Here is a 21376-nt window from a genome sequence, read left to right as displayed (position 1 = left end):
CGCCGCCACGCGGGCGCCGCGAGCGGAGAACCGTCCCCCGTAGGGGTGCGGCGAGCGCCGGCCCGCCGCAGCCGCTCCGTTAGGGTCGGGACCATGCACCGCAGCCGCCGCGACAGTGTCGCGTTCACCGTCGTGGTGGGCGTCCTGGTGCTGCTCGGCGGCCTCGCGATGGCGCTCGTGGTCGGCCTGTCCGGCGCCCCGGGGTCGCTCGCCCTCGCGGCGGTCCTCGCAGCGGTGCCCGTCGGCCCGCTCGTCGGCTGCTTCATGTGGCTCGACCGCTACGAGCCCGAGCCGCGCAGCCTGCTCCTCGCCGGGCTGCTGTGGGGGGCGTTCGTGGCGACCGCGGCCGCGCTCGTCTTCCAGGGCATCGGCATCGCCGGCGGCGCCAGCGAGCGCGACAGCCTCGCCGTGGTGGCGCCGATCACCGAGGAGGCGACCAAGGGCGCGTTCCTGCTGCTGCTCCTGTGGTGGCGCCGGCACGAGCTCGACGGGGTGCTCGACGGCATCGTCTACGCCGGCATGGTCGGGATCGGCTTCGCCTTCACCGAGAACATCCTCTACCTGGCCGCTGCCTACGACGGCACCGACGGCCTCGGCCCCGGCGGCACGACCGCGCTCACCGGCACGTTCATCCTGCGCTGCCTGATCAGCCCCTTCGCGCACCCCCTGTTCACCGTCTTCATCGGCATCGGGGTCGGCCTCGCCATCGCCGCCCGGCTGGCGTGGGTGCGGCTGCTCGCCCCGATCGCTGGCTTCGCGCTGGCGGCGCTGCTGCACGGGCTCTGGAACTCCTCCACCCTGTCGGGCACCGGTCACTTCTTCGTCGTCTACGGCACCCTCATGCTCCCCGCCCTCCTCGGCGTGGCGGCCTTCGCGGTCTACCGCCGGCGCTCGGAGCGGCCGCTGCTGACCCTGGCGCTGCAGGACGCCGCCGACCGCGGGCTGCTGCCCGCGACGGACATCCCGTGGCTCGTCGACCTGCGAGCCCGCCGGCACGCCCGGCGCTGGGCCCGCCACCACGGCGGCCCGCAGGGCGAGCGCGGCATGCGGGCCTACCAGGCCGCGGCGATCGAGCTGGGATACCTCCACCACCGATACCTCCGCGGCACCGCGCCGTCGGACTTCTCCGTCCGCGGCCAGGAGCACGTCGAGGAGCTGCGCCGCATCCGTCCCTACATCTCCTTCCCCGGACAGGTGGTGCCGACCCGATGAGCGAGCACGACGCCGGCGAGCCGGCCGCAGCAGCCGGACGCACGCCCGACGTGACCACCGCGATGGTGACCGCGCTGGTGCGGCTTCGAGGGGCGCTGCAGGAGGCCCACCTGCCGCTGGAGCTGCCCGGGGCCGAGGAGCAGCGCGCCGCGAAGGCGGAGATGGTCGACCAGCTCGAGGACTACGTGATCCCGCGGCTGATGACGCTCGACGCGCCGCTCCTCGCGGTCGTCGGCGGCTCCACCGGCGCCGGCAAGTCGACGCTGGTCAACTCCATCGTCGGCACCCGGGTGACCACGCCCGGCGTGCTGCGCCCCACGACCCGCTCGCCCGTCCTCGTGCACCACCCCTCCGACGCCAAGTGGTTCGGCCAGGACCGCCTGCTGCCCGAGCTCGAGCGCGTCGACCGGCAGACCAACGACCCGGGTGCGCTGCAGCTGGTGCCGTCCCCGGTGATGGCACCCGGGCTCGCCGTGCTCGACGCCCCCGACATCGACTCGGTGGAGGAGCAGAACCGCCTGCTCGCCGCGCAGCTGCTCGCCGCGGCGGACCTCTGGCTGTTCGTCACCTCCGCGGCGCGGTACGCCGACCAGGTGCCGTGGGACTTCCTCCGTCGGGCCGCCGAGCGCTCGGCGGCCGTCGCGATCGTCCTCGACCGGACGGCGCCCGACGCGGTCGACACCATCTCCACGCACCTGGCCCGGATGCTGGCCAGCCGCGGGCTGAAGGACTCGCCGCTCTTCATCGTCGAGGAGGGCGAGGTCTCCGACATGGGGCTGCTGCCGTCGACGGCGGTCCTGGAGATCCGGGAGTGGCTGCAGGCGCTGGCCCAGGACCAGGAGGCCCGCAGCGCGGTGGTCCAGCAGACGCTCGAGGGCGCCATCCGCACCCTGGGCCGGCGTACCCACGCGGTCGCCGACGCCGCCACCGAGCAGGTCGACGCGGTGCGCCGGCTGCGCGACGACGTCAACGACGCCTACGACCGAGCCGTGAGCGCCGTCGGGGAGGCGTCGGCCGACGGCACGCTGCTGCGGGGCGAGGTGCTGGCCCGCTGGCAGGAGTTCGTGGGCACCGGCGAGCTGCTGCGCACGCTCGAGACCCGGGTGGGGTGGATCCGCGACCGGGTGGTCAGCGCCGTCAAGGGCAAGCCCCAGCAGGCCGAGCGGGTCACCGTCGCCGTGGAGTCCGGCCTCGAGACGCTGATCCTCGAGCACGCCGAGGCGGCCGCCGAGCGCGCCGAGGCGTCGTGGCGCAGCACCGCGGCCGGCCAGGTCCTGCTGCGCGACGCCGGTGAGGACCTCGGCCGCGCGTCGCGCGACTTCCGCCGGCGCGCCGAGCGCGCGGTGCGCGACTGGCAGGCCGACGTGCTCGACATGGTCCGCTCGGAGGGCGCCGACAAGCGCTCGACCGCGCGCTTCCTCGCCTTCGGCGTCAACGGCCTGGCGGTCGCGCTGATGGTCGTCGTCTTCGCGCACACCGGAGGGATGCTCGTCGGGGCGGAGGCCGGCATCGCCGGCGGGTCGGCGCTCCTCGGGCAGAAGCTGCTCGAGGCGGTCTTCGGCGACCAGGCGGTGCGGTCCCTCGCCGAGCGCGCCCGGCGCCGGCTGGAGGCGTCCATGAGTGACCTCCTCGACGCCGAGCGACGCCGCTACACCGACCTCCTCGACAGCCTCGAGGTGTCCCCGGAGGCGCCGGAGCGGCTGCGCGCGGCCGCCCGCAAGGTGGACGACCTGCGCTACGCCGCGACGCACCCCGCAGGGGCTCCCGGCGACCCGTCGCAGGAGCCGGGGCAGGACCCGGCGCAGGACGAGCCGCCCCGGATGTCGGGCACGGGGGACGGCGCCCCCTAGGCTGGTGGCGCACGCACAGCCACCGGACCGTGAGGGAGCCATGACGTCGTTGCTCGAAGGGGCCAAGAAGCTGGTCACCAGGAGCTCTGACATCGGCGCCCGCGTCGAAGGACTCGAGCGCGCCGCCGCCGGTGCCCGGGGTCGCGTCGACGACGCCGTCGTCGACGACGCCATGGCCGTCGCCTCCCGCGCCGCGAGCCGCCTCAAGCTCTCCGCCGACCACACCGTGGTCGCCCTCGCCGGGGCGACCGGATCCGGCAAGTCCTCGACCTTCAACGCGCTCAGCGGGCTCGAGCTCGCCGCCGTCGGCGTCCGCCGGCCCACCACCTCGTGGGCGACGGCCGTCGTGTGGGGCAAGCAGGGCGCCGAGGAGCTGCTCGAGTGGCTCGGCATCCCGGGCCGCCACCAGGTCACCCGCGACTCGATGCTCTCCCAGGCCGACGAGGACGTCGACCTACGCGGCGTCGTGCTCCTCGACCTGCCCGACCACGACTCAACCGAGGTCTCCCACCACCTCGAGGTCGACCGGCTGGTCCAGCTCGCCGACATGCTCGTGTGGGTCCTCGACCCGCAGAAGTACGCCGACGCCGCCATCCACGACCGCTTCCTCAGGCCGCTCGCCGGGCACCGCGACGTGATGCTCGTGGTGCTCAACCACATCGACACCGTGCCGGAGGACCGCCGCGCCAGCATGGTGGAGGACGTCCGCCGGCTGCTCGAGGCCGACGGGCTGGCCGGCGTCCCGGTGCTGCCGGTCAGCGCCCGACAGGGATGGGGCATCGACGAGCTGCGCGGCATGATCGCCGAGCGCGTCGCGCAGAAGAAGGTGACCCGGTCACGCCTCGAGGCCGACGTGCGCTCCGCGGCCGAGCGCCTCGAGGCGGCGGTCGGCACCAGCAAGGCGCCGACCCTGTCGAAGGAGCGCGTCGCGGCCCTCGACGACGCCTTCGCGGACGCGGCGGGCGTGCCCACGGTGGTCAAGGCCGTCGCCGACTCCACGCGGCTGCGTGCCAACCGCGCCACCGGCTGGCCGGTCACCGCGTGGTTCTCCCGGCTCAAGCCCGACCCGCTGAAGCGGCTGCACCTCGACCTCGGCGCCGCCGGCAAGGAGCTCACGGGCGCCGCGCGCACCTCGGTCCCAAAGGCGACCGGCGTGCAGCGCGCTCGCGTCGACACCGAGGTCCGTGCCCTGGCCGACCAGGTCGGGGAGGGCATGGCCCCGTCGTGGGCGGCCGCCGTCCGCGCCGCCTCGGTCTCGCGGCTGCCCGACCTCGGCGACCGCCTCGACCGAGCGGTCGCCACGACCGACCTCGGCGCCACCAGGATCCCGGTGTGGGCGAACCTCGTGCGCGTGCTGCAGTACGTCCTGATCCTCTCCGCGGTCGTCGGCGCGGGCTGGCTGGCCCTGCTCGCGCTCGGGTCCTACGCCCGGCTGCCCGAGCCCCCGACGCCCGAGGTCGCCGGCTTCCCCCTGCCGACCCTCCTGCTGCTCGGCGGGATCCTCCTCGGCCTGCTGCTGGCCCTCGTGAGCCGCTGGCTCGTCGCCGCTACGGCGAGGAAGCGGGCCCGGACCGCCGACAAGCGGTTGCGCGACGCGATCTCAGAGGTCTCCGCCGAGCTGGTCGTCGCGCCCATCCAGGCCGAGATCGCCTCCTACGCCGAGGTGCGCCAGGGGCTGTCAGCCGCGCTGCGCTGACCGCTCCGCCCAGAGCCCCGGGGCCGTTCGGCCCGGAAGCGTCCACAGCCCGCGCCGTCAGCAGGTCCTCCACAGGCGCCCCGCGCTCGGGCGCCCCGCTGTCGGCCGGCATGTCGAGCCTTGGGTCATCGCGGCGGACCCACCGCCGCCGACCCCAGGAGACACCGATGTACGACACCCAGATCACGCTGACCGGCCGTGTCGGCGGCGACGTGACGCTGCGCGAGCTCGCCGAGGGTCGCGCCGTGGCCTCGTTCCGCGTGGCGTGCACGCCCAGCCGCTACCGCGACGGCGAGTGGGTCACGGGCGCGACCTCGTGGCACACCGTCAAGGTCTGGAACCGGCTCGCCCGCCACGTCGCCGCCTCGCTCAGCACCGGTGACCCCGTCGTCGTCCACGGCAGGCTGGTGGCCGACGTGTGGGAGCGTGACGGCAAGCAGCAGACCTCCTTCGAGGTCGTCGCGTCCGCCGTCGGCCACGACCTGACCCACGGCACGAGCACGTTCGCGAGGTCGGTGGCCGAGCACGTGGAGGGCCCCGCGCCGGCGGGTGCCGCGGCACCGGCCGCCGGGCAGCGCGCGGCATGACGGGCGGCGGGCCGCAGCCGCCGCGGTGCGATTGTCGGCCGGGGTGCGGTTCCCCGTAGGCTCGCCCGCATGGCTGAGTACGTCTTCACGCTGCGCAACGTGCGCAAGGCCCACGGTGACAAGGTCGTCCTCGACAACGTCACCCTCTCGTTCCTCCATGGCGCCAAGATCGGCGTCGTGGGACCCAACGGAGCCGGCAAGTCCACGTTGTTCAAGATCATGGCCGGCCTCGAGCACGCCAACAACGGCGACGCGATCAAGGACCCCGAGGCGACGGTCGGCATGCTGCAGCAGGAGCCGCCGCTCACCGAGGGCAAGACCGTGCTGGAGAACGTCGAGGAGGCGGTCGCGGACCTCAAGGCGAAGATGAAGCGCCTCGAGGACGCCTACATGGAGATGGGCGACCCCGACGCCGACCAGGACGCGCTGATGCTCGAGACGGGCGACCTGCAGACCGAGCTTGACAACGCCGGCGCGTGGGACCTCGACAGCCGCCTCGACCAGGCCATGGACGCCCTGCGCTGCCCTCCGCCGGACGCCCTGGTCGACAACCTCTCCGGTGGTGAGCGCCGCCGCGTCGCGCTGTGCAAGCTGCTGCTCGAGCAGCCCGACCTGCTGCTGCTCGACGAGCCGACCAACCACCTCGACGCCGAGTCGGTGCAGTGGCTCGAGGGCCACCTCAAGACCTACCCGGGCGCCGTCATGGCGATCACCCACGACCGCTACTTCCTCGACAACGTCGCCGAGTGGATCGCCGAGGTCGACCGCGGCAAGATCCACGGCTACGAGGGCAACTACTCCACCTACCTGGAGACCAAGCGCGAGCGCCTGAAGGTCGAGGGCCTCAAGGACGCCAAGCGCGCCAAGATGCTCGAGAAGGAGCTGGAGTGGGTCCGCTCCAACCCCAAGGCCCGGCAGGCGAAGAGCAAGTCGCGCCTGGCGCGCTACGAGGAGATGGCGGCCGAGGCCGACCGGATGCGCAAGATCGACACCTCGGAGATCAACATCCCGGCGGGGCCGCGCCTCGGTGACGTCGTGCTGGAGGCCGAGGACCTGGAGAAGGGCTTCGAGGGCCGCACCCTCATGCACGACCTGTCGTTCAAGCTCCCCCGCGCCGGCATCGTCGGCGTGATCGGTCCCAACGGCGTCGGCAAGACCACCCTCTTCCGCATGATCACCGGCTCCGAGGAGCCCGACGAGGGCAAGCTCACCGTGGGGCAGACGGTCAAGCTGTCCTACGTGGACCAGAGCCGCGGCGGCATCGACCCGCAGAAGAACGTGTGGGAGGTCGTCTCCGACGGGCTGGACTTCATCAAGGTCGCCAACTTCGAGATGAACAGCCGCGCCTACGTCGCGTCGTTCGGCTTCAAGGGTCCCGACCAGCAGAAGAAGGCGGGCGTGCTCTCCGGCGGTGAGCGCAACCGGCTCAACCTGGCCCTGACCCTCAAGATGGGCGGCAACCTGCTGCTCCTCGACGAGCCCACCAACGACCTCGACGTCGAGACGCTGTCCTCGCTCGAGGACGCGCTGCTCGAGTTCCCCGGCTGTGCCGTGGTCACCTCGCACGACCGGTGGTTCCTCGACCGCGTGGCCACCCACATCCTGGCGTGGGAGGGCGACGACGAGGACCCGGCGAAGTGGTTCTGGTTCGAGGGCAACTTCGCGTCCTACGAGGAGAACAAGGTCGAGCGCCTCGGGATCGACGCCGCGCGTCCGCACCGGGTCACGCACCGCCGCCTGACGCGCGACTGAGCGACGCCCGGGACGGTCCGCGGGACCGCCCGGGTGGCCGCGCGCGGCGCGCGGTCAGCTGGTGCGGATCTCGCTCTCGGGGTGGCGGGTGACCAGGTGGTCGGCGACCCGGTCGAACACCCGGCCGACGGCGGCGAAGTCCTCAGGCGCGACGAGGTCCAGCAGGTTGCGGCGAACGCTCTCCACGTGGCACGGAGCCGCGCGCACGAGCAGGTCGTAGCCCTTGTCCGTCATCGTCGCCACCACACCGCGCCCGTCCTCGGGCGTGGTGCCGCGCGAGACGTAGCCGATGGCCTCCATGCGGGCGACCGTGTGGGTGACGCGGCTGCGCGAGTGCGCCATGGCGTCGGCGAGCTGGGCCATCCGCATGGCGCGGCCCGGACGCTCGGAGAGCCGCACGAGCACCTCGTACTCCGTCAGCGACATGCCGAACTCGCGCCGCAGGTCGTCGTCGAGGCGCTCCTCGAGCAGGGTCATGCCCATCATGAGGGCACGCCACGAGTGCTGCTGGTGGTCGTCGAGCCAGCGCGGCTCGCCCGTCGTGGTCATGTCGGCCAGCCTAGTGCGGGCCGCGCCAGTACCGCTCAGGAGAGCTCAGGAGAGCCGCTCGAGGATCATCGCCATGCCCTGCCCGCCACCGACGCACATGGTGATGAGGCCGGTCGACTTGTCGTGCCAGTCGAGGCTGTTGAGCATCGTGTTCTGCAGCCGGGCGCCGGTCATGCCGAAGGGGTGGCCGACCGCGATCGCGCCGCCGTTGACGTTGAGGCGGTCGATGTCGATGCCGAGGTCCTGGTACGACGGCACCACCTGAGCCGCGAACGCCTCGTTGATCTCGACCAGGTCGATGTCGTCGATGCTCATCCCGGCGTACTTCAGCGCGTTGCGCGTCGCCTCGACGGGCCCGAGGCCCATGATCTCGGGCGACAGCCCCGAGACGCCGGTCGAGACGATGCGTGCGAGCGGGGTCAGGCCGAGCTCCGCGGCCTTCGTGTCCGACATGACGACGACCGCAGCCGCTCCGTCGTTCAGGGGGCAGCAGTTGCCGGCGGTCACCACGCCGTCGGGTCGGAACACGGGGTCCAGCCCGGCGATGCCCTCGTAGGTCACCCCGGCGCGCGGACCGTCGTCCTTGCCCACGACGGTGCCGTCCGGCAGCGTCACCGGGGTGATCTCGCGCTCCCAGAAGCCGTCGGCGATCGCCCTCTCGGCGAGGTTCTGCGAGCGCACCGCGAACTCGTCGAGCTCGCGGCGGTCGAGGCCGCGCAGCCGGGCGACGTTCTCCGCCGTCTGGCCCATCGCGATGTAGATGTCGGGCAGCTGCCCGTCCTCGCGCGGGTCGTGCCAGTCCCGGCCGCCCTCGGCGTACGCCTGGGTGCGTGCGCCCGCGTCGTCGAAGAGCGGGTTGCGCGTGCCGGGGAGGTGGTCGGAGGTGCCCTTGGCGAAGCGCGACACCGTCTCGACGCCGGCCGAGACGAAGATGTCGCCCTCGCCGGCCTTGATGGCGTGGAAGGCCATCCGGGTGGTCTGCACCGACGAGGAGCAGTAGCGGGTGACGGTGGCGCCGGGCACCTCGAGGCCGAGGAGGGTCGTCACCACGCGGGCCATGTTGTTGCCCGACTCGCCGCCCGGCAGGCCACAGCCGAGCAGGAGGTCCTCGATGGCCGCGGGGTCGAGCGCTGGGATCTTCTCCAGGGCGGCCCGCACCACCAGGGCGGTGAGGTCGTCGGGGCGGAAGTCCTTGAGCGAGCCCTTGTTGGCGCGGCCGATCGGGGAGCGCGCTGCGGAAACGATCACTGCCTCGGGCATGGGGAACTCCGGTTACTCGTCGGTTCGGTGTCTCCTCGCACCCTAGCGCCGCGCCGGACACGGCCTCGCTCGGCCTCCACCGCACCGGTCGTCCGCGCCCGTACCGATCGCCGCCCGCGGCGGGATCTGCGACGATCGGGCCGTGCGCCATCTCTACCGCTGTCCGCTGAGGTGGGCCGACCTCGACCTGCTGGGCCACGTCAACAACGTCACCTACGTCGACTACCTCCAGGAGGCGCGGGTCGACCTGTTCCGCACCCACGCGCCGGACAGCCGCGCCGAGGACCTGGCCGAGGGCGTCGTGGTCGTGCGGCACGAGGTCACCTACGTCTCCTCGCTGACGTTCGGCTTCGAGCCGGTGGCCATCGAGTGCTGGGTCACCGAGATCCGCGGCGCGAGCTTCACGATGGCCTACGAGGTCTTCGAGGAGGACGAGGCCGGCGAGCGGACCGTCTTCCTCCGCGCGCGGACCGTCCTGACGCCGTACGTCTTCGGCGCCGAGCGGCCCCGCCGGCTGGGCGAGGCCGAGCGTGAGGCGCTGTCGCGGCTCCTCGAGCCCGACGAGCCGGTCCGACCACCCGCGCTCCCCGACGTCGTCGAGGTGCCCGGCGGGCACTACCCGGTCCACGTCCGGTTCAGCGACGTCGACGTCTACGGCCACGTCAACAACGTGAAGTACTTCGAGTACTTCCAGGAGGCCCGCATCCAGCTGCTGGTCGCCACCGGCCGCGAGCTCGGCGAGGGCCAGCACCTCGTGGTCGCGCAGACTGACGTGGACTACCGCCGGCCGATCCTCTTCCGGCCCGAGCCCTACGACTGCCGGACGTGGATCTCGCGCGTCGGCAGCACCTCGGTGGTGTTCGAGTCGGTCGTGCGGGACGGCGACCAGGTCCTCGCCCGCGCGCGGGTCGTCGGCGTCTGCGTCGACAGCGCCACCGGTCGGCCGGCGCCGGTGCCGGAGGAGCTCCGGCGGATCGGGCCGGGCGGCTCCGCGGACGTCACTCCATCGAGTTGACCATGAACTGGGCCGCGTGGGTCACGTAGTCCCAGAACCGGGCGTCCTGCTCCTCGGTGAGCTCCACGGAGTCGAGGCCGGCGCGGAAGTGCCGGAGCCAGTGCTCGGAGGCCGCCGGCGTCACCTTGAACGGCGCGTGCCGCATCCGCAGCCGCGGGTGCCCACGGCTGTCCGAGTAGGTCGTGGGCCCGCCCCAGTACTGGATCAGGAACAGCGCGAACCGCTCCTCCGCGGGACCGAGGTCCTCCTCGGGGTACATCGGCCGCAGCACCTCGTCCTCGGCGACCCCGGCGTAGAAGCGGTGCACGATCGCGCGGATCGTCTCCTCGCCGCCGATCTCGTCGTAGAACGTGGTGGTCACGCTGCCATTGTCCCGCAGGACGCCAGCGACCCTCGGCCGGGGCTACGCCTTCTCGGTGGACTCGGCGGATGCCGCCGAGGGGGCGCTCTCCTGCCACATCACCCGCTGCGCGACGGCGAGGTTGATGCCCTCGGCCTCGAAGCGTGCCTTCACCCTCTCGCGCATCGCCCGGGCCACGCCCCACTGCTCCATCGGTGCGGTCTTGAGGGTCACCCGGATGACGATGCCGTCGACCCCCAGGGACTCCACGCCCCACACCTCGGGCTCCTCGATGATGAGGCCCTGGAAGTCCTCGTCCACCCAGAGGTCGTGGGCGACCTCCTCCAGCACGCGGCGCACGTGGACCAGGTCCTCGGTGTAGCCGACGGTCACGTCGAGCACCGTGCGCGCCCAGTTCTGGCTCATGTTGCCCACTCGCAGGATCTCGCCGTTGCGGACGTACCAGACCGTGCCGTTGACGTCGCGCAGCCGGGTGACGCGCAGGCTCACCGCCTCGACGGTGCCGGAGGCCTCACCGAGGTCGACGACGTCGCCCACGCCGTACTGGTCCTCGAAGATCATGAAGATGCCGGACAGGAAGTCCTTCACCAGCGTCTGGGAGCCGAAGCCCAGGGCGACGCCGATGATGCCCGCGCTCGCGATGAGGGGGGCGATGTCGTAGCCCAGCTCGGAGATGAACATCAGCGCCACGACGGCGAAGACCACGCCGGTGACGATGCTCTTGAGCAGCGAGCCCATGGTGGCCGCGCGCTGCACCCGGCGGGTGTAGCCCGGGTCGTCGCGCAGGTTCAGCGCGGCGCCCATCCGGCCGCCGGTGATCGCGCGGGTGAGGCGGTCGGGCAGCACGCCGTACTCGGCGCGCCTGATGATGCGGTCGATCAGCCGGTGCAGCAGCCACCGGACCACGAGACCGATGAGGAGGAGGCCCGCCAGGGCCGAGGGCTTGCCCACGATCCAGTCGACCGTGGTGGCCAGCCTCTCGTTGCCCGTCCACTCCAGGACCCGGCTGCAGAGCCACTCGTCGCTCGAGCACGTGGCAAGGGAGTCGGTGTCGCTCCCGGAGGGCTCGGCGAGGTGGAGGATCGGGGTGGTGAGGGGGTGAGGCATGCCCGCCAGTATGGCGATAGCCTTGTAGCCGTGAGCACGCACGCCCGACGCCCCCGAACGACGCGACGGGGCCTCCGCGCCCTCGTCCTGACCAGCGCGCCGGCCCTGGCCCTGCTGACCGCGCCGGCGTACGCCGACGTGCCCGAGGGGTGGGGCGGCGCGACCGAGGTCAACAACCTCGACGCGCTCCACGCGTTCGGCATCTACGTCGGTGCGCCGCTCGTGCTGTTCCTGCTGATCGTCCTGGCGGTCTACCTGCCGGCGATGGTCCGTGGCGAGAAGCTGCTCCCCGACCACTCCACCGGCGAGGGCCAGTGGATCGGTGGCCCCCGCCAGGGTGTCGCCGAGCTCCCCGCGCCCGATGGCGAGGACTCCCGAGCGGGTGGCGCCAGTGGCCGCTGGTGAGCTGTTGAGCGAGGCCGACCGGCTGGCGCTCGACAAGACCATCCGCCTGGCCGAGCAGTCCTGCCGCTTCGAGTTCTCGGTCTACGTCGGTCCCGCCGAGGGCGACGACACCCGCGCGTGGGCCACGCGCCTGCACAACCGTCTCGTGGCGCCCGCGCGCAGCGTGCTCGTGATGGTCGACCCCACCCGCCGCGTGATCGAGGTCGTCACCGGCGGCGAGGTCCGCCGCCACCTCACCGACGGCGAGGTCGAGCTCGCCGTGCTCGCCATGTCGTCGGAGTTCGCCGACGGCAACGTGCTGGGCGGCCTCCAGCGCGGCATCGCGATGCTCGCCGAGCACGCGCGCCCGCAGAACACGCTGCACGCCTGACGCTCTGGAGGGGCGCTGAGTGGGCGTGAGTGCGCTGCGGAGGCGCGCTGAGTGGGCGCGAGTGCGCCGCGGAGGCGCGCCGAGTGGGCGTGAGTGCGCCGCGGTGGAGCGCTGAGTGGGCGCGAGTGCGCTGCAGAGGTGCGCTGAGTGGGCGCGAGCGCGCCGCAGAGGGGCGCCGAGTGGGCGCGAGTGCGCCGCAGAGGGGCGCCGAGTGGGCGCGAGTGCGCCGCGGAGGGGCGCCGAGTCGGCGCGAGTGCCCCGGTCTCGCCGGGACACTCGCGCCAACTCGACGCGTGATCGCGGGACACTCGCGCCAACTCGACGCGTGATCGCGGGACACTCGCGCCAACTCGACGCGTGATCGCGGGACGTCCGCGCCCACTCGACGCGTGATCGTGGGACACAAGCGCCGACTCGACGCGTCATCGCGGGACGTCCGCGCCCACTCGACGCGTGATCGCGGGACGTCCGCGCCCACTCGACGCGTGATCGCGGGACACCGGCGCCCACTCGTCAGCTGGCGTCGAACCTCTGGGCGGTCAGCGCCCGCGCGATCTCCGCCCGCGCCTCGCCAACGTAGCGCTGCGCCTGCTTGGGTGCGGTGCTGCCGGCGAGCCACTCGTCGAGGCGCGCGAGCGTCGCCTCCGAGCCGAGCGGCTTCGGGAAGCCGTACTCCAGGATCACCGACGCCTTGTGGAAGCCCAGCACGTCGACGAGCGTCGCGGAGGCGTCCAGGAACTTCTCGAGGTAGGGCGCGATGACGTCCTCCTGGCCGAAGCGGAAGATCGAGAACGCGATCTCGCGCGACGTCTCGTTGGCCGTCGCCGGGTCGAGGAGCGCGTTCCACGCCGCCTCCTTGGCCTCGGCGGTGGGCTGGGAGGCGCGGGCAGCGGCGGCCTTCTCCTTGCCGGAGATCGTCTTGTCGACCTCGAGCTCGGCGTCGATCTCGGCGTCGCCGAAGCGGCCGGACCTCGCGAGCGCGGTGATCAGCGTCCACCGCATGTCCTGGTCGATCGCCAGGCCCTCGACGGTGAAGGAGCCGTCGAGCAGGCCGATGAGGTCGTCGAGCGCGGCGTCGCTGTGCGCGGCCCCGGCGTAGGACCGGGCGAAGGTCAGCTGGTGGTCGCTGCCGGGCTCCGCGGCGAGCAGCAGCTCGCGCAGGCCGGACTCCCAGGTGGCCTTGAGCTCGCGACGGTGGTCGGGATCGCTGTAGAAGGCGACCGCGAGCGCGGTGGAGGCCGGGATGCGGGTCACGGCCCAGGCGTCGGTCTCCTGGCCGATGTTCGCCAGCACCAGGTCCACCCAGTCGCGGGTGCGCATCTCGCCGTCGCGGGTCATGTCCCACGCGGCACCCCACACGAGCGCGCGGGGGAGCGAGTCTTCGAAGGTGGAGAGCGAGGCGATCGCCGTCTCCAGGGAGCGGTCGTCGAGGCGGATCTTGGCGTAGGCGTGGTCCTCGTCGTTGAGCAGCAGCAGCGCCGGCTGCGCCACGCCGACGAGGTCGGGGACGTCGGTGCTCGCCCCGTCGACGTCGATCTCGAGGTAGTCGCGGCGCACGAGGCGGCCCTCGACCTGGTCGTAGAGGCCGATGCCGAGGCGGTGGCGGCGCAGGGTGGGCCACTCCTCGGGGGCGGACTGGGTCACCGAGAACGACGTGTAGGCGCCGTCGTCGCCGACCTCGAAGGACGGGGCGAGGGTGTTGACGCCCGCGGTCTGCAGCCACTCCTGGGCCCAGCCCTGGAGCTCGCGGCCCGAGGCCTTCTCGAGCGTGGCGAGCAGGTCCTTGAACTCCGGGTTGCCGTACTCCCACTCCTTGAAGTAGGCGCGCAGGCCCTGGAGGAACGGCTCGATGCCCACCCACGCCACCAGCTGCTTGAGCACAGAGGCGCCCTTGGCGTAGGTGATCATGTCGAAGTTGACCTCGACCGCGTGCAGGTCGACGTTGTCGGCCGCGATCGGGTGCGTCGAGGGCAGCTGGTCGGCGCGGTAGCCGGTCTGCTTGCGGGCGTTCGCGAAGCCGGTCCACGCGTCGGTGAACTCGGTCGCGTTGGCCTCGCACCAGTAGCAGGCCCACTCGGCGAACGACTCGTTCAGCCAGAGGTCGTCCCACCACTTCATCGTCACCAGGTCGCCGAACCACATGTGCGCCATCTCGTGGGTGATCACCGAGGCGCGGAACTCGAAGAACGACCGGGGCTGGCGGCTGCGGGGCAGGTACTCGTCGCGCAGCGTGACGCAGCCGGCGTTCTCCATCGCGCCGGCGTTGTACTCGGGGACGTAGAGCTGGTCGTACTTGCCGAACGGGTAGGGGTAGTCGAACTGCTCCTCGAACCACGCGAAGCTCTGCTTGGTCAGCTTCACGAGCTCGCCGGTGTCCATGTGCTCCTTGAGCGACTGGCGGCAGTAGTGACCGAGCGGGATGGTGCCGAACTTGCCCTCGTAGGTGTCGTGCTCGCCGTGGTACTCGCCGGCCACGATCGCGGTGATGTAGGTCGACATCCGCTTCGTGGTCGGGAAGCGCCACAGCGAGGCGCCGTCGCCGGCCTCGGTCGGCTCGGGGGTGGCGGCGTTCGAGACCACCACCCAGTGCGAGGGCGCGGTGACGTTGAAGGTGAAGACGGCCTTGAGGTCGGGCTGCTCGAAGGTGGTGAACACGCGGCGCGCGTCCGGCACCTCGAACTGGCTGTAGAGGTAGACCCGGTCGTCCGCCGGGTCGACGAACCGGTGCAGACCCTCGCCGGTGTTGGAGTAGGCGCAGTCGGCGGTGACGACCAGCGTGTTGGTCGCCTCGAGGTCGTCGAGCGCGATGCGGCTGTCGGCGTACGCCGTGGCCGGGTCGAGGCTGCGCCCGTTGAGCGTGATCTCGCGCACGCTCGGGGCGACCAGGTCGGCGAAGGTGCTGGCACCGGGCTCGCGGCAGGTGAACTCCACGGTGGTGGTGGAGACGAAGGTGGTCTCCTCGGAGCGGGTGGCTGACGTCAGGTCCAGGTCGACGGTGTACGCCGCGACGTCCAGGAGGGCGGCGCGGGTGGCGGCCTCGTCCCGGGTGAGGTTGGTTCCAGGCATGCGGGCATCCTGCCACCGGCGGCGTGGCCGGGCCCACACCGGGGGAATAGGCGGCCGCGGCGGGGGATTGTGGTCGTCATGGCTACCGCTGACCTCTGGTTCGACCCCCTCTGCCCGTTCGCCTGGATCACCTCGCGCTGGATCCGGGAGGTCGAGCAGGTCCGCGACATCGAGGTGCAGTGGCACGTGATGTCGCTGGCCTACCTCAACAAGGACAAGGACATCCCGGCCGACTACCGCGAGATGCTGCAGGGCACCGAGAAGCCGGTGCGCGTCGCGATCCGGATCGCCCAGCTGTACGACAACGCGACCCTCGGCGACTGGTACACCGCCATCGGCACCCGCCGTCACAACAACGGCGAGGAGCTCTCGCGCGAGACCGTCGCCGCCTCGCTCGCCGACGTGGGGCTGCCGGCCGAGCTGATCGAGGCGTGGGACGACGCGTCGCTGGACGACGCGGTGGCCAAGAGCCACCACGAGGGCATGGACCCGGTCGGCGACGACGTCGGCACCCCGACCATCCACATCAACGGCTCGGCGTTCTTCGGTCCCGTGCTGTCCAGGATCCCCCGCGGCGAGGAGGCCGGCGAGCTGTGGGACGGCGCCGTCGCCGTCGCGAAGTTCCCCTACTTCTACGAGCTCAAGCGCAGCCGCACGGGCGACCTCGACTTCAGCTGAGAGCACTCGTCCGGGTGCCGACCCGCGCAAGCGGGGCGGCGCCCGGTCACTAGGCTTGCGCCCATGACTCGTGTCCTGTCCGCCGTCGCCTGGCCGTACACCAACGGCCCGCGCCACATCGGCCACGTGGCCGGTTTCGGCGTGCCCTCCGACGTCTTCAGCCGGTTCATGCGGATGGCGGGTCACGACGTGCTGATGGTCAGCGGCACCGACGAGCACGGGACGCCCATCCTCGTGCTGGCTGACAACGAGGGCCTTCCGGCGCGCGAGCTCGTCGACAAGTACAACCAGGTCATCGTCGACGACCTGTGCGGCCTCGGGCTCTCCTACGACCTCTTCACCCGCACCACCACGGGCAACCACTACGCCGTGGTGCAGGAGATGTTCGAGACCTGCCGCCGCAACGGCTACATGGTGGAGGAGACGACGAAGACGGCGATCAGCCCGTCCACCGGCCGCACCCTCCCCGACCGCTACATCGAGGGCACCTGCCCGATCTGCAAGTACGCCGAGGCGCGCGGCGACCAGTGCGACAACTGCGGCAACCAGCTCGACCCGACCGACCTCATCGACCCGCGGTCGAAGATCAACGGGGAGACCCCGGAGTTCCGCGACACCCAGCACTGGTTCCTCGACCTGCCGGCGCTCGCCGGCGCGCTGGGGGAGTGGCTCGACCAGCGCGAGGCGACCGGCCTGTGGCGTCCCAACGTCATCAAGTTCAGCCAGAACATCCTCCAGGAGATCCGGCCGCGCGCGATGACCCGCGACATCGACTGGGGTATCCCGGTGCCCGGCTGGGAGGACCAGCCGACCAAGCGGCTCTACGTGTGGTTCGACGCGGTCATCGGCTACCTCTCCGCCTCGATCGAGTGGGCGCGGCGGCTGGGCGAGCCCGAGAAGTGGCGCGAGTGGTGGAGCCCCGCCGAGGACGGCGAGGACGCCCAGTCCTACTACTTCATGGGCAAGGACAACATCGTCTTCCACTCCCAGATCTGGCCCGCGGAGCTGCTCGCCTACAACGGGCGCGGCGACAAGGGCGGTGAGCCCGGACGGTTCGGCACGCTCAACCTGCCCACCGAGGTGGTCTCCAGCGAGTTCCTCACCTTCGGCGACTCGCAGTTCTCGACCAGCCGCGGCAACGTGATCTACGTCGGTGACTTCCTCGCCCGCTACGGGCCCGACCCGCTGCGCTACTACATCTGCGCCGCCGGCCCGGAGACCTCCGACGCCGCCTTCACGTGGGCCGACTTCGTGACCCGCAACAACTCCGAGCTCGTCGCCGGCTGGGGCAACCTGGTCAACCGCACCGCCACGATGATCGCGAAGAGCTTCGGGGAGATCCCGGCGGCCGGTCCGTTCGAGGAGGTCGACGAGAGGGTCCTCGCCACGGTCCGCGACGGCTTCGCCACCGTCGGCGGCCTGGTGGAGAAGCACCGGCTGCGCGCCGCGATCGCCGAGGCGATGCGCGTGGTGGGCGAGGTGAACAAGTACCTCACGGTCACCGAGCCCTACAAGATGAAGGACGAGTCGCAGCGCGAGCGCCTCGGGACCGTCCTGCACGTCGCCGCGCAGTGCGTGAGCGACTGCAACACCCTGCTCTCGCCGTTCCTGCCCCACTCGGCCAACAAGGTGCACACGGTCCTCGGTGGCGAGGGGGAGTTCATGCCGATGCCGCGCATCGAGCAGGTCGAGGAGCTCGAGCCGGGCAACGGCGCCGGCCACACGGCGTACTCCGTCATCACCGGCGAGTACTCCGCGACGCCGGCGTGGGAGTCCCGCCCGGTCGTCGTGGGGGCGAAGGTCGCCAAGCCGACGCCGGTGTTCCGCAAGCTCGACCCGTCGGTGGTGGAGGAGGAGCTCGCGCGCGCCAGCGCTGGCTAGGCTCCTGCCCATGCCCGAGCCGACCGCCGAGATGTACCTGCCGCACTTCGTGGTGAAGCAGAAGCTCACCATGATGGTGAACCGCTACGAGGTGTCGGAGTCCGACGACGCCGGCAACCCCACCCGGCTGATGGCCGTGGCCGAGCAGAAGCGGATGGCCCTCAAGGAGCAGGTCACCTTCTTCTCCGACGCGAGCAGGACGCGCCCCGTCTTCGGCTTCAAGGCGCGGCAGGCGTTCGACCTCAACGCGGGGTACGACGTCACCGACGAGTCCGGCGCGCAGATCGGCTTCTTCCGCAAGGACTTCGGCGCCTCGTTGCTGCGCTCGACCTTCCACATCGAGGGTCCCGGCTACACCGGCACCGGCCGCGAGCGGAGCCAGCTGGTCGGGCTGCTGCGCCGCTTCACCGAGCTCGACTTCATCCCCGTGCACTTCGACTTCGTCGACGGCGAGGGCCAGCCGCTCTTCTCCGTGGAGCGGAAGATGTCGATCGGCGACCGCTACCGCGTCACCGTCCCGGACCGACGCATCGACTTCCGCGTCGCCGCCGCGGTCGCCGTCGCCGTCGACGCGCTCATGTCGCGGTGAGCGCGCTGATGTACCCGGAGGTCCGCGCGGCGGTCGCGGCCGACGACAGCCCGGACCTCTCCGCGCCCGGCTTCGACCTCGCTGCGCACCGCGAGCGGACCCGGCTCGCCAGCCTCGCCGAGCTGCGCGAGGACGTCGCATCGGTCGAGGACGTCGACGCCGACGGCGTCCGCTGCCGCCTCTACGTCCCGGCCGGTGCGGTGCCCGGCCTCGTCGTGCACGCCCACGGAGGGGGATTCGTGCTCAACGACGTCGACGTCCACGACGGCATCTGCCGGCGCTTCGCCAACCGGCTCCGGCGGCCGGTCCTGAGCGTGGACTACCGCCGCCCCCCGGAGCACCCGTTCCCCGCCGCGCCCGACGACCTCGACACGGTCGTCGGCTGGCTGCGGCGCGAGGGGCCGCCCGGGCCGTACGCCGCCCACGGGGACTCCGCGGGGGCGAACCTCGCCGTCGTGGCGGCCCTGCGCAACCCCGGCTTCTTCTCCGCGGTGGCGCTGGTCTACCCCTTCCTCGACCCCCGCGGCGCCTCCGCGTCGTGGGAGCTCGGCCCCGCGTCGGGGTTCGACCCGGCCGAGGCCGGCTGGTACTGGCGGCAGTACGCCCGCAGCGAGGCCGACCTCGACGACCCGGACCTCGCGCCCCTGCTCTCCGACCGGCTGCACACGCTGCCGCCGACCTTCGTCGCGACCGCGGAGGCCGATCCGCTGCGCGACGAGGGCGAGGAGCTCGCCCGGCGCGTCGCGGAGGCCGGTGTCGAGACCGTCGGGATCCGCTGCCTGGGCCAGACCCACGGGTTCTGGCGGCACGCGGCGTCCACGGCGTCCGAGCCGCTCGTCCGGCAGGTCGCGGGCTGGCTGGACCAGCACCTGTCCTGAGGTCCGGCCCCGGCCTCTGGGAGACTCCTCACCATGCGCGTTCACCTGGGCTCCGACCACGCAGGCCTCGAGCTGAAGGACCACCTGATGGCCTGGCTCGTCGACCACGGCTACGAGGCCGTCGACCACGGCCCGTTCGTCTACGACGCCCTCGACGACTACCCGTGCTTCTGCCTGCGGGCGGCCGAGGGGGTGGCCGCGGACCGCGAGGCCGGCCTCGACAGCCTCGGCGTCGTGATCGGCGGCTCCGGCAACGGCGAGCAGATCTCGGCCAACAAGGTCGAGGGCATCCGCTGCGCCCTGGCGTGGTCGGAGGAGACCGCCGCGCTGGCCCGGGAGCACAACGACGCCAACGTCGTCTCCGTCGGCGGGCGCATGCACTCGCTCGAGGACATGACCCGCTTCGTCGAGGTGTTCCTGACCACGCCGTTCTCCGGCGACGAGCGCCACGTCCGACGCATCGCGCAGGTGTCCACCTACGACGAGACCGGTGAGCTCCCGCCCCTGCCCGAGTCCGCCCTGCGCGGCTCCGCCGAGTCCTGACGCCGGTCCTGGCGCCGGTCCGCACGCCGGTGCGACACACCGGTCCACAGACGCCCCGAAGGCGGCCCCCGGCACGTCCGCGAGCCGTACGATCGTCCACCAAGGAACCCGGCACGTCGCGAGGAGCTCGGCCATGAGTTCTCCGCAGTGGTTGACGCAGCTCGTCGACCGGGTCGTGCCGCGCGGCTCGGGAGTCCTGGTGCCGCTCGTGGCCGTGACGCTCGCCGCCGGTCTGGGCATCTGGTTCCAGCCCCACGTCGTGCCGCTGGTCGTGCTGGTCGTCCCCCTGGTGGTCGCGAGCCTCGTGCTGGGACCGCGCCAGCTGCCGTGGTTCGTCGTCTTCGTGCTGTTCGTGCTCGCCGTCGTCACCCCGAAACAGGACATCGACGTGCGGGTCGCGGTCGCCGTGACGGTCATCTTCTCCCTGGGCCTGATGATCCTGCTCGCGTCGCTGCGCCGGTCCCGTCTCGGCGTGGCGGGCCTTCAGGGCGAGACGATGTTCGTCGACCTGCGCGACCGGATCCTGCGTCAGGGCGGCATCCCCGACCTGCCCGACGACTGGTACGCCGCGAGCGAGCTGCGCTCCGCCGGCGGCACGCCCTTCGCCGGCGACTTCGTGGTCGCGTCGCGTGTCGACGGCCGGCTCGAGGTGGCCGTCGTCGACGTGTCCGGCAAGGGACAGGGAGCCGGTACCCGCGCCCTGCTGCTCTGCGGCGCGATCGGGGGCCTGCTCAGCGCCCTGCCGCCGTCGGAGTTCCTGGCCGGCGCCAACCGCTTCCTGCTGCGGCAGGACTGGGACGAGGGCTTCGCCACCGCGATCCACCTCTCGCTCGACCTCGCGACCGGCCGCTTCGACATCCGCAGCGCCGGGCACCCCCCGGCCGCGCTGCGACACGCGGGGTCGGGGCGGTGGGAGGTGCTGGGCGCCGAGGGGCCCATCCTCGGCCTGCTCGAGGACGCCGACTTCCCGCCCACCTCGGGGGAGATGCGGCGCGGTGACGCGCTGCTGCTCTACACCGACGGGATGGTGGAGACACGCACCCGCGACATCAGCCTGGGCATCGACCGCATGCTGGGCCAGGCCGAGCACCTGCTGCGCGGCAGGTTCGAGGGCGGGGCGACCCGGCTCGTCGAGGCGCTCGGCTCGCGCAACGACGACCGCGCCCTGCTGCTGGTGCACCGCCGCTGAGGAGCCGCCGGTCCTCGTGAGCCGGTTGGGGCGCACCCGCGCCGGTGTGGCACCATGACACCCGCACCGGCGGCCACCAGGTCGCGGGACGCGCGCGGATGTAGCTCAATGGTAGAGCCCCAGTCTTCCAAACTGGCTACGCGGGTTCGATTCCCGTCATCCGCTCCAGACGGGTCCTCACGCCTCCTCCGGGGCGCGTGGAGGCCGTCTGGCGGGGCGTAGCGTAGTGGCTAGCGCGCCTGCTTTGGGAGCAGGAGATCGCAGGTTCGAGTCCTGTCGCCCCGACCGCTCGGCCACCGTCCGGCCGCCTCCCGCCTCCCGGCCCCCGCGGCCCGGTGCGTCCCGGGCGTGATTCGGCCCGTGCCCACGCCGTCGTTAGACTCAACGG

Annotated in this window: 19 protein-coding genes and 2 tRNA genes; 16 read left to right on the top strand and 5 right to left on the bottom strand. The window is 72.2% G+C overall.

Going from position 1 to position 21376, the window contains the following annotated elements:
- Positions 1–93 precede the first annotated feature (93 nt).
- The 5 genes from J3P38_RS03140 to ettA all read left to right on the top strand — a co-directional run bounded on the left by J3P38_RS03140 (position 94) and on the right by ettA (position 7097).
- Positions 94–1212 carry a PrsW family intramembrane metalloprotease gene (locus J3P38_RS03140; RefSeq protein ID WP_210502654.1) on the top strand — a complete coding sequence of 373 codons (1119 nt, stop codon included), beginning with the start codon at positions 94–96 and terminating at the stop codon, positions 1210–1212.
- The gene (locus tag J3P38_RS03135) at positions 1209–3062 is read left to right on the top strand and encodes a dynamin family protein (RefSeq protein ID WP_246855616.1); all 1854 of its coding nucleotides are present in this window, start codon (positions 1209–1211) and stop codon (positions 3060–3062) included. The genes J3P38_RS03140 and J3P38_RS03135 overlap by 4 nt, the downstream gene beginning before the upstream one ends.
- A 40-nt stretch (positions 3063–3102) precedes the next feature.
- Positions 3103–4758, top strand: coding sequence for a YfjP family GTPase (locus J3P38_RS03130; protein ID WP_210502653.1), 1656 nt, complete (start codon positions 3103–3105; stop codon positions 4756–4758).
- Positions 4759–4925: 167 nt separating this feature from the next.
- On the top strand, positions 4926–5345 hold the full coding sequence (locus J3P38_RS03125; protein WP_210502652.1) for a single-stranded DNA-binding protein: 420 nt from the start codon (positions 4926–4928) through the stop codon (positions 5343–5345).
- 69 nt (positions 5346–5414) lie between these two features.
- Positions 5415–7097: an energy-dependent translational throttle protein EttA gene (gene ettA / locus J3P38_RS03120; protein ID WP_210438396.1), complete on the top strand. Its 1683-nt coding sequence runs from the start codon at positions 5415–5417 to the stop codon at positions 7095–7097.
- Positions 7098–7151: 54 nt separating this feature from the next.
- Here the strand turns inward: ettA and J3P38_RS03115 are convergent, their stop codons facing one another.
- A complete protein-coding gene (locus tag J3P38_RS03115; RefSeq protein ID WP_210502651.1) occupies positions 7152–7646 on the bottom strand; it encodes a MarR family winged helix-turn-helix transcriptional regulator in 495 nt (164 codons plus the stop codon).
- Positions 7647–7691: 45 nt separating this feature from the next.
- A complete protein-coding gene (locus J3P38_RS03110; RefSeq protein ID WP_210502650.1) occupies positions 7692–8906 on the bottom strand; it encodes an acetyl-CoA C-acetyltransferase in 1215 nt (404 codons plus the stop codon).
- A 142-nt stretch (positions 8907–9048) separates the two neighbouring features.
- On the opposite strand from J3P38_RS03110, the gene J3P38_RS03105 reads away from it, so the two are divergent.
- Positions 9049–9921 carry an acyl-CoA thioesterase gene (locus J3P38_RS03105; RefSeq protein WP_210502649.1) on the top strand — a complete coding sequence of 291 codons (873 nt, stop codon included), beginning with the start codon at positions 9049–9051 and terminating at the stop codon, positions 9919–9921.
- On the opposite strand, the gene J3P38_RS03100 is transcribed toward J3P38_RS03105, so the two are convergent.
- Both J3P38_RS03100 and J3P38_RS03095 read right to left on the bottom strand, forming a co-directional pair.
- Positions 9905–10282: a globin gene (locus J3P38_RS03100; RefSeq protein ID WP_210438392.1), complete on the bottom strand. Its 378-nt coding sequence runs from the start codon at positions 10280–10282 to the stop codon at positions 9905–9907. The genes J3P38_RS03105 and J3P38_RS03100 overlap by 17 nt on opposite strands.
- 42 nt (positions 10283–10324) lie before the next feature.
- Positions 10325–11389: a mechanosensitive ion channel family protein gene (locus J3P38_RS03095; protein ID WP_210438391.1), complete on the bottom strand. Its 1065-nt coding sequence runs from the start codon at positions 11387–11389 to the stop codon at positions 10325–10327.
- A 30-nt stretch (positions 11390–11419) separates the two neighbouring features.
- On the opposite strand from J3P38_RS03095, the gene J3P38_RS03090 reads away from it, so the two are divergent.
- Both J3P38_RS03090 and J3P38_RS03085 read left to right on the top strand, forming a co-directional pair.
- The gene (locus J3P38_RS03090; protein ID WP_210438390.1) at positions 11420–11794 is read left to right on the top strand and encodes a hypothetical protein; all 375 of its coding nucleotides are present in this window, start codon (positions 11420–11422) and stop codon (positions 11792–11794) included.
- Positions 11781–12164 carry a DUF5130 family protein gene (locus tag J3P38_RS03085; protein WP_210502648.1) on the top strand — a complete coding sequence of 128 codons (384 nt, stop codon included), beginning with the start codon at positions 11781–11783 and terminating at the stop codon, positions 12162–12164. The genes J3P38_RS03090 and J3P38_RS03085 overlap by 14 nt, the downstream gene beginning before the upstream one ends.
- Before the next feature lie 513 nt (positions 12165–12677).
- Here J3P38_RS03085 and pepN read toward each other — a convergent pair.
- Positions 12678–15230: an aminopeptidase N gene (pepN, locus tag J3P38_RS03080; RefSeq protein ID WP_210502647.1), complete on the bottom strand. Its 2553-nt coding sequence runs from the start codon at positions 15228–15230 to the stop codon at positions 12678–12680.
- Positions 15231–15308: 78 nt separating this feature from the next.
- Here pepN and J3P38_RS03075 point away from each other — a divergent pair, with 78 nt between their 5' ends.
- From J3P38_RS03075 to J3P38_RS03040, 8 genes are all read left to right on the top strand, one after another.
- On the top strand, positions 15309–15908 hold the full coding sequence (locus J3P38_RS03075) for a mycothiol-dependent nitroreductase Rv2466c family protein (protein ID WP_210502646.1): 600 nt from the start codon (positions 15309–15311) through the stop codon (positions 15906–15908).
- A 63-nt stretch (positions 15909–15971) separates the two neighbouring features.
- Positions 15972–17789: a methionine--tRNA ligase gene (gene metG / locus J3P38_RS03070; RefSeq protein WP_210502645.1), complete on the top strand. Its 1818-nt coding sequence runs from the start codon at positions 15972–15974 to the stop codon at positions 17787–17789.
- 10 nt (positions 17790–17799) lie between these two features.
- Positions 17800–18378 carry an LURP-one-related/scramblase family protein gene (locus J3P38_RS03065; protein ID WP_246855614.1) on the top strand — a complete coding sequence of 193 codons (579 nt, stop codon included), beginning with the start codon at positions 17800–17802 and terminating at the stop codon, positions 18376–18378.
- On the top strand, positions 18375–19256 hold the full coding sequence (locus tag J3P38_RS03060) for an alpha/beta hydrolase (RefSeq protein WP_307807681.1): 882 nt from the start codon (positions 18375–18377) through the stop codon (positions 19254–19256). The genes J3P38_RS03065 and J3P38_RS03060 overlap by 4 nt, the downstream gene beginning before the upstream one ends.
- A 33-nt stretch (positions 19257–19289) precedes the next feature.
- Entirely contained in the window at positions 19290–19799 is a 510-nt protein-coding gene (locus tag J3P38_RS03055; protein ID WP_210502644.1) for a ribose-5-phosphate isomerase, read from the top strand.
- 133 nt (positions 19800–19932) lie between these two features.
- A complete protein-coding gene (locus tag J3P38_RS03050) occupies positions 19933–20988 on the top strand; it encodes a PP2C family protein-serine/threonine phosphatase (RefSeq protein ID WP_210438384.1) in 1056 nt (351 codons plus the stop codon).
- A 94-nt stretch (positions 20989–21082) separates the two neighbouring features.
- Positions 21083–21156, top strand: a tRNA-Gly gene (locus J3P38_RS03045).
- 44 nt (positions 21157–21200) lie between these two features.
- Positions 21201–21273, top strand: a tRNA-Pro gene (locus J3P38_RS03040).
- The last annotated feature ends 103 nt before the right edge of the window (positions 21274–21376 follow it).

The sequence above is a fragment of the Nocardioides xinjiangensis genome (genome assembly GCF_017916455.1).
Classification (GTDB): Bacteria; Actinomycetota; Actinomycetes; order Propionibacteriales; family Nocardioidaceae; genus Nocardioides; species Nocardioides xinjiangensis.
Note: the sequence above shows the minus strand (reverse complement) of the source record. Positions and strands in the feature narration are given on the sequence as shown.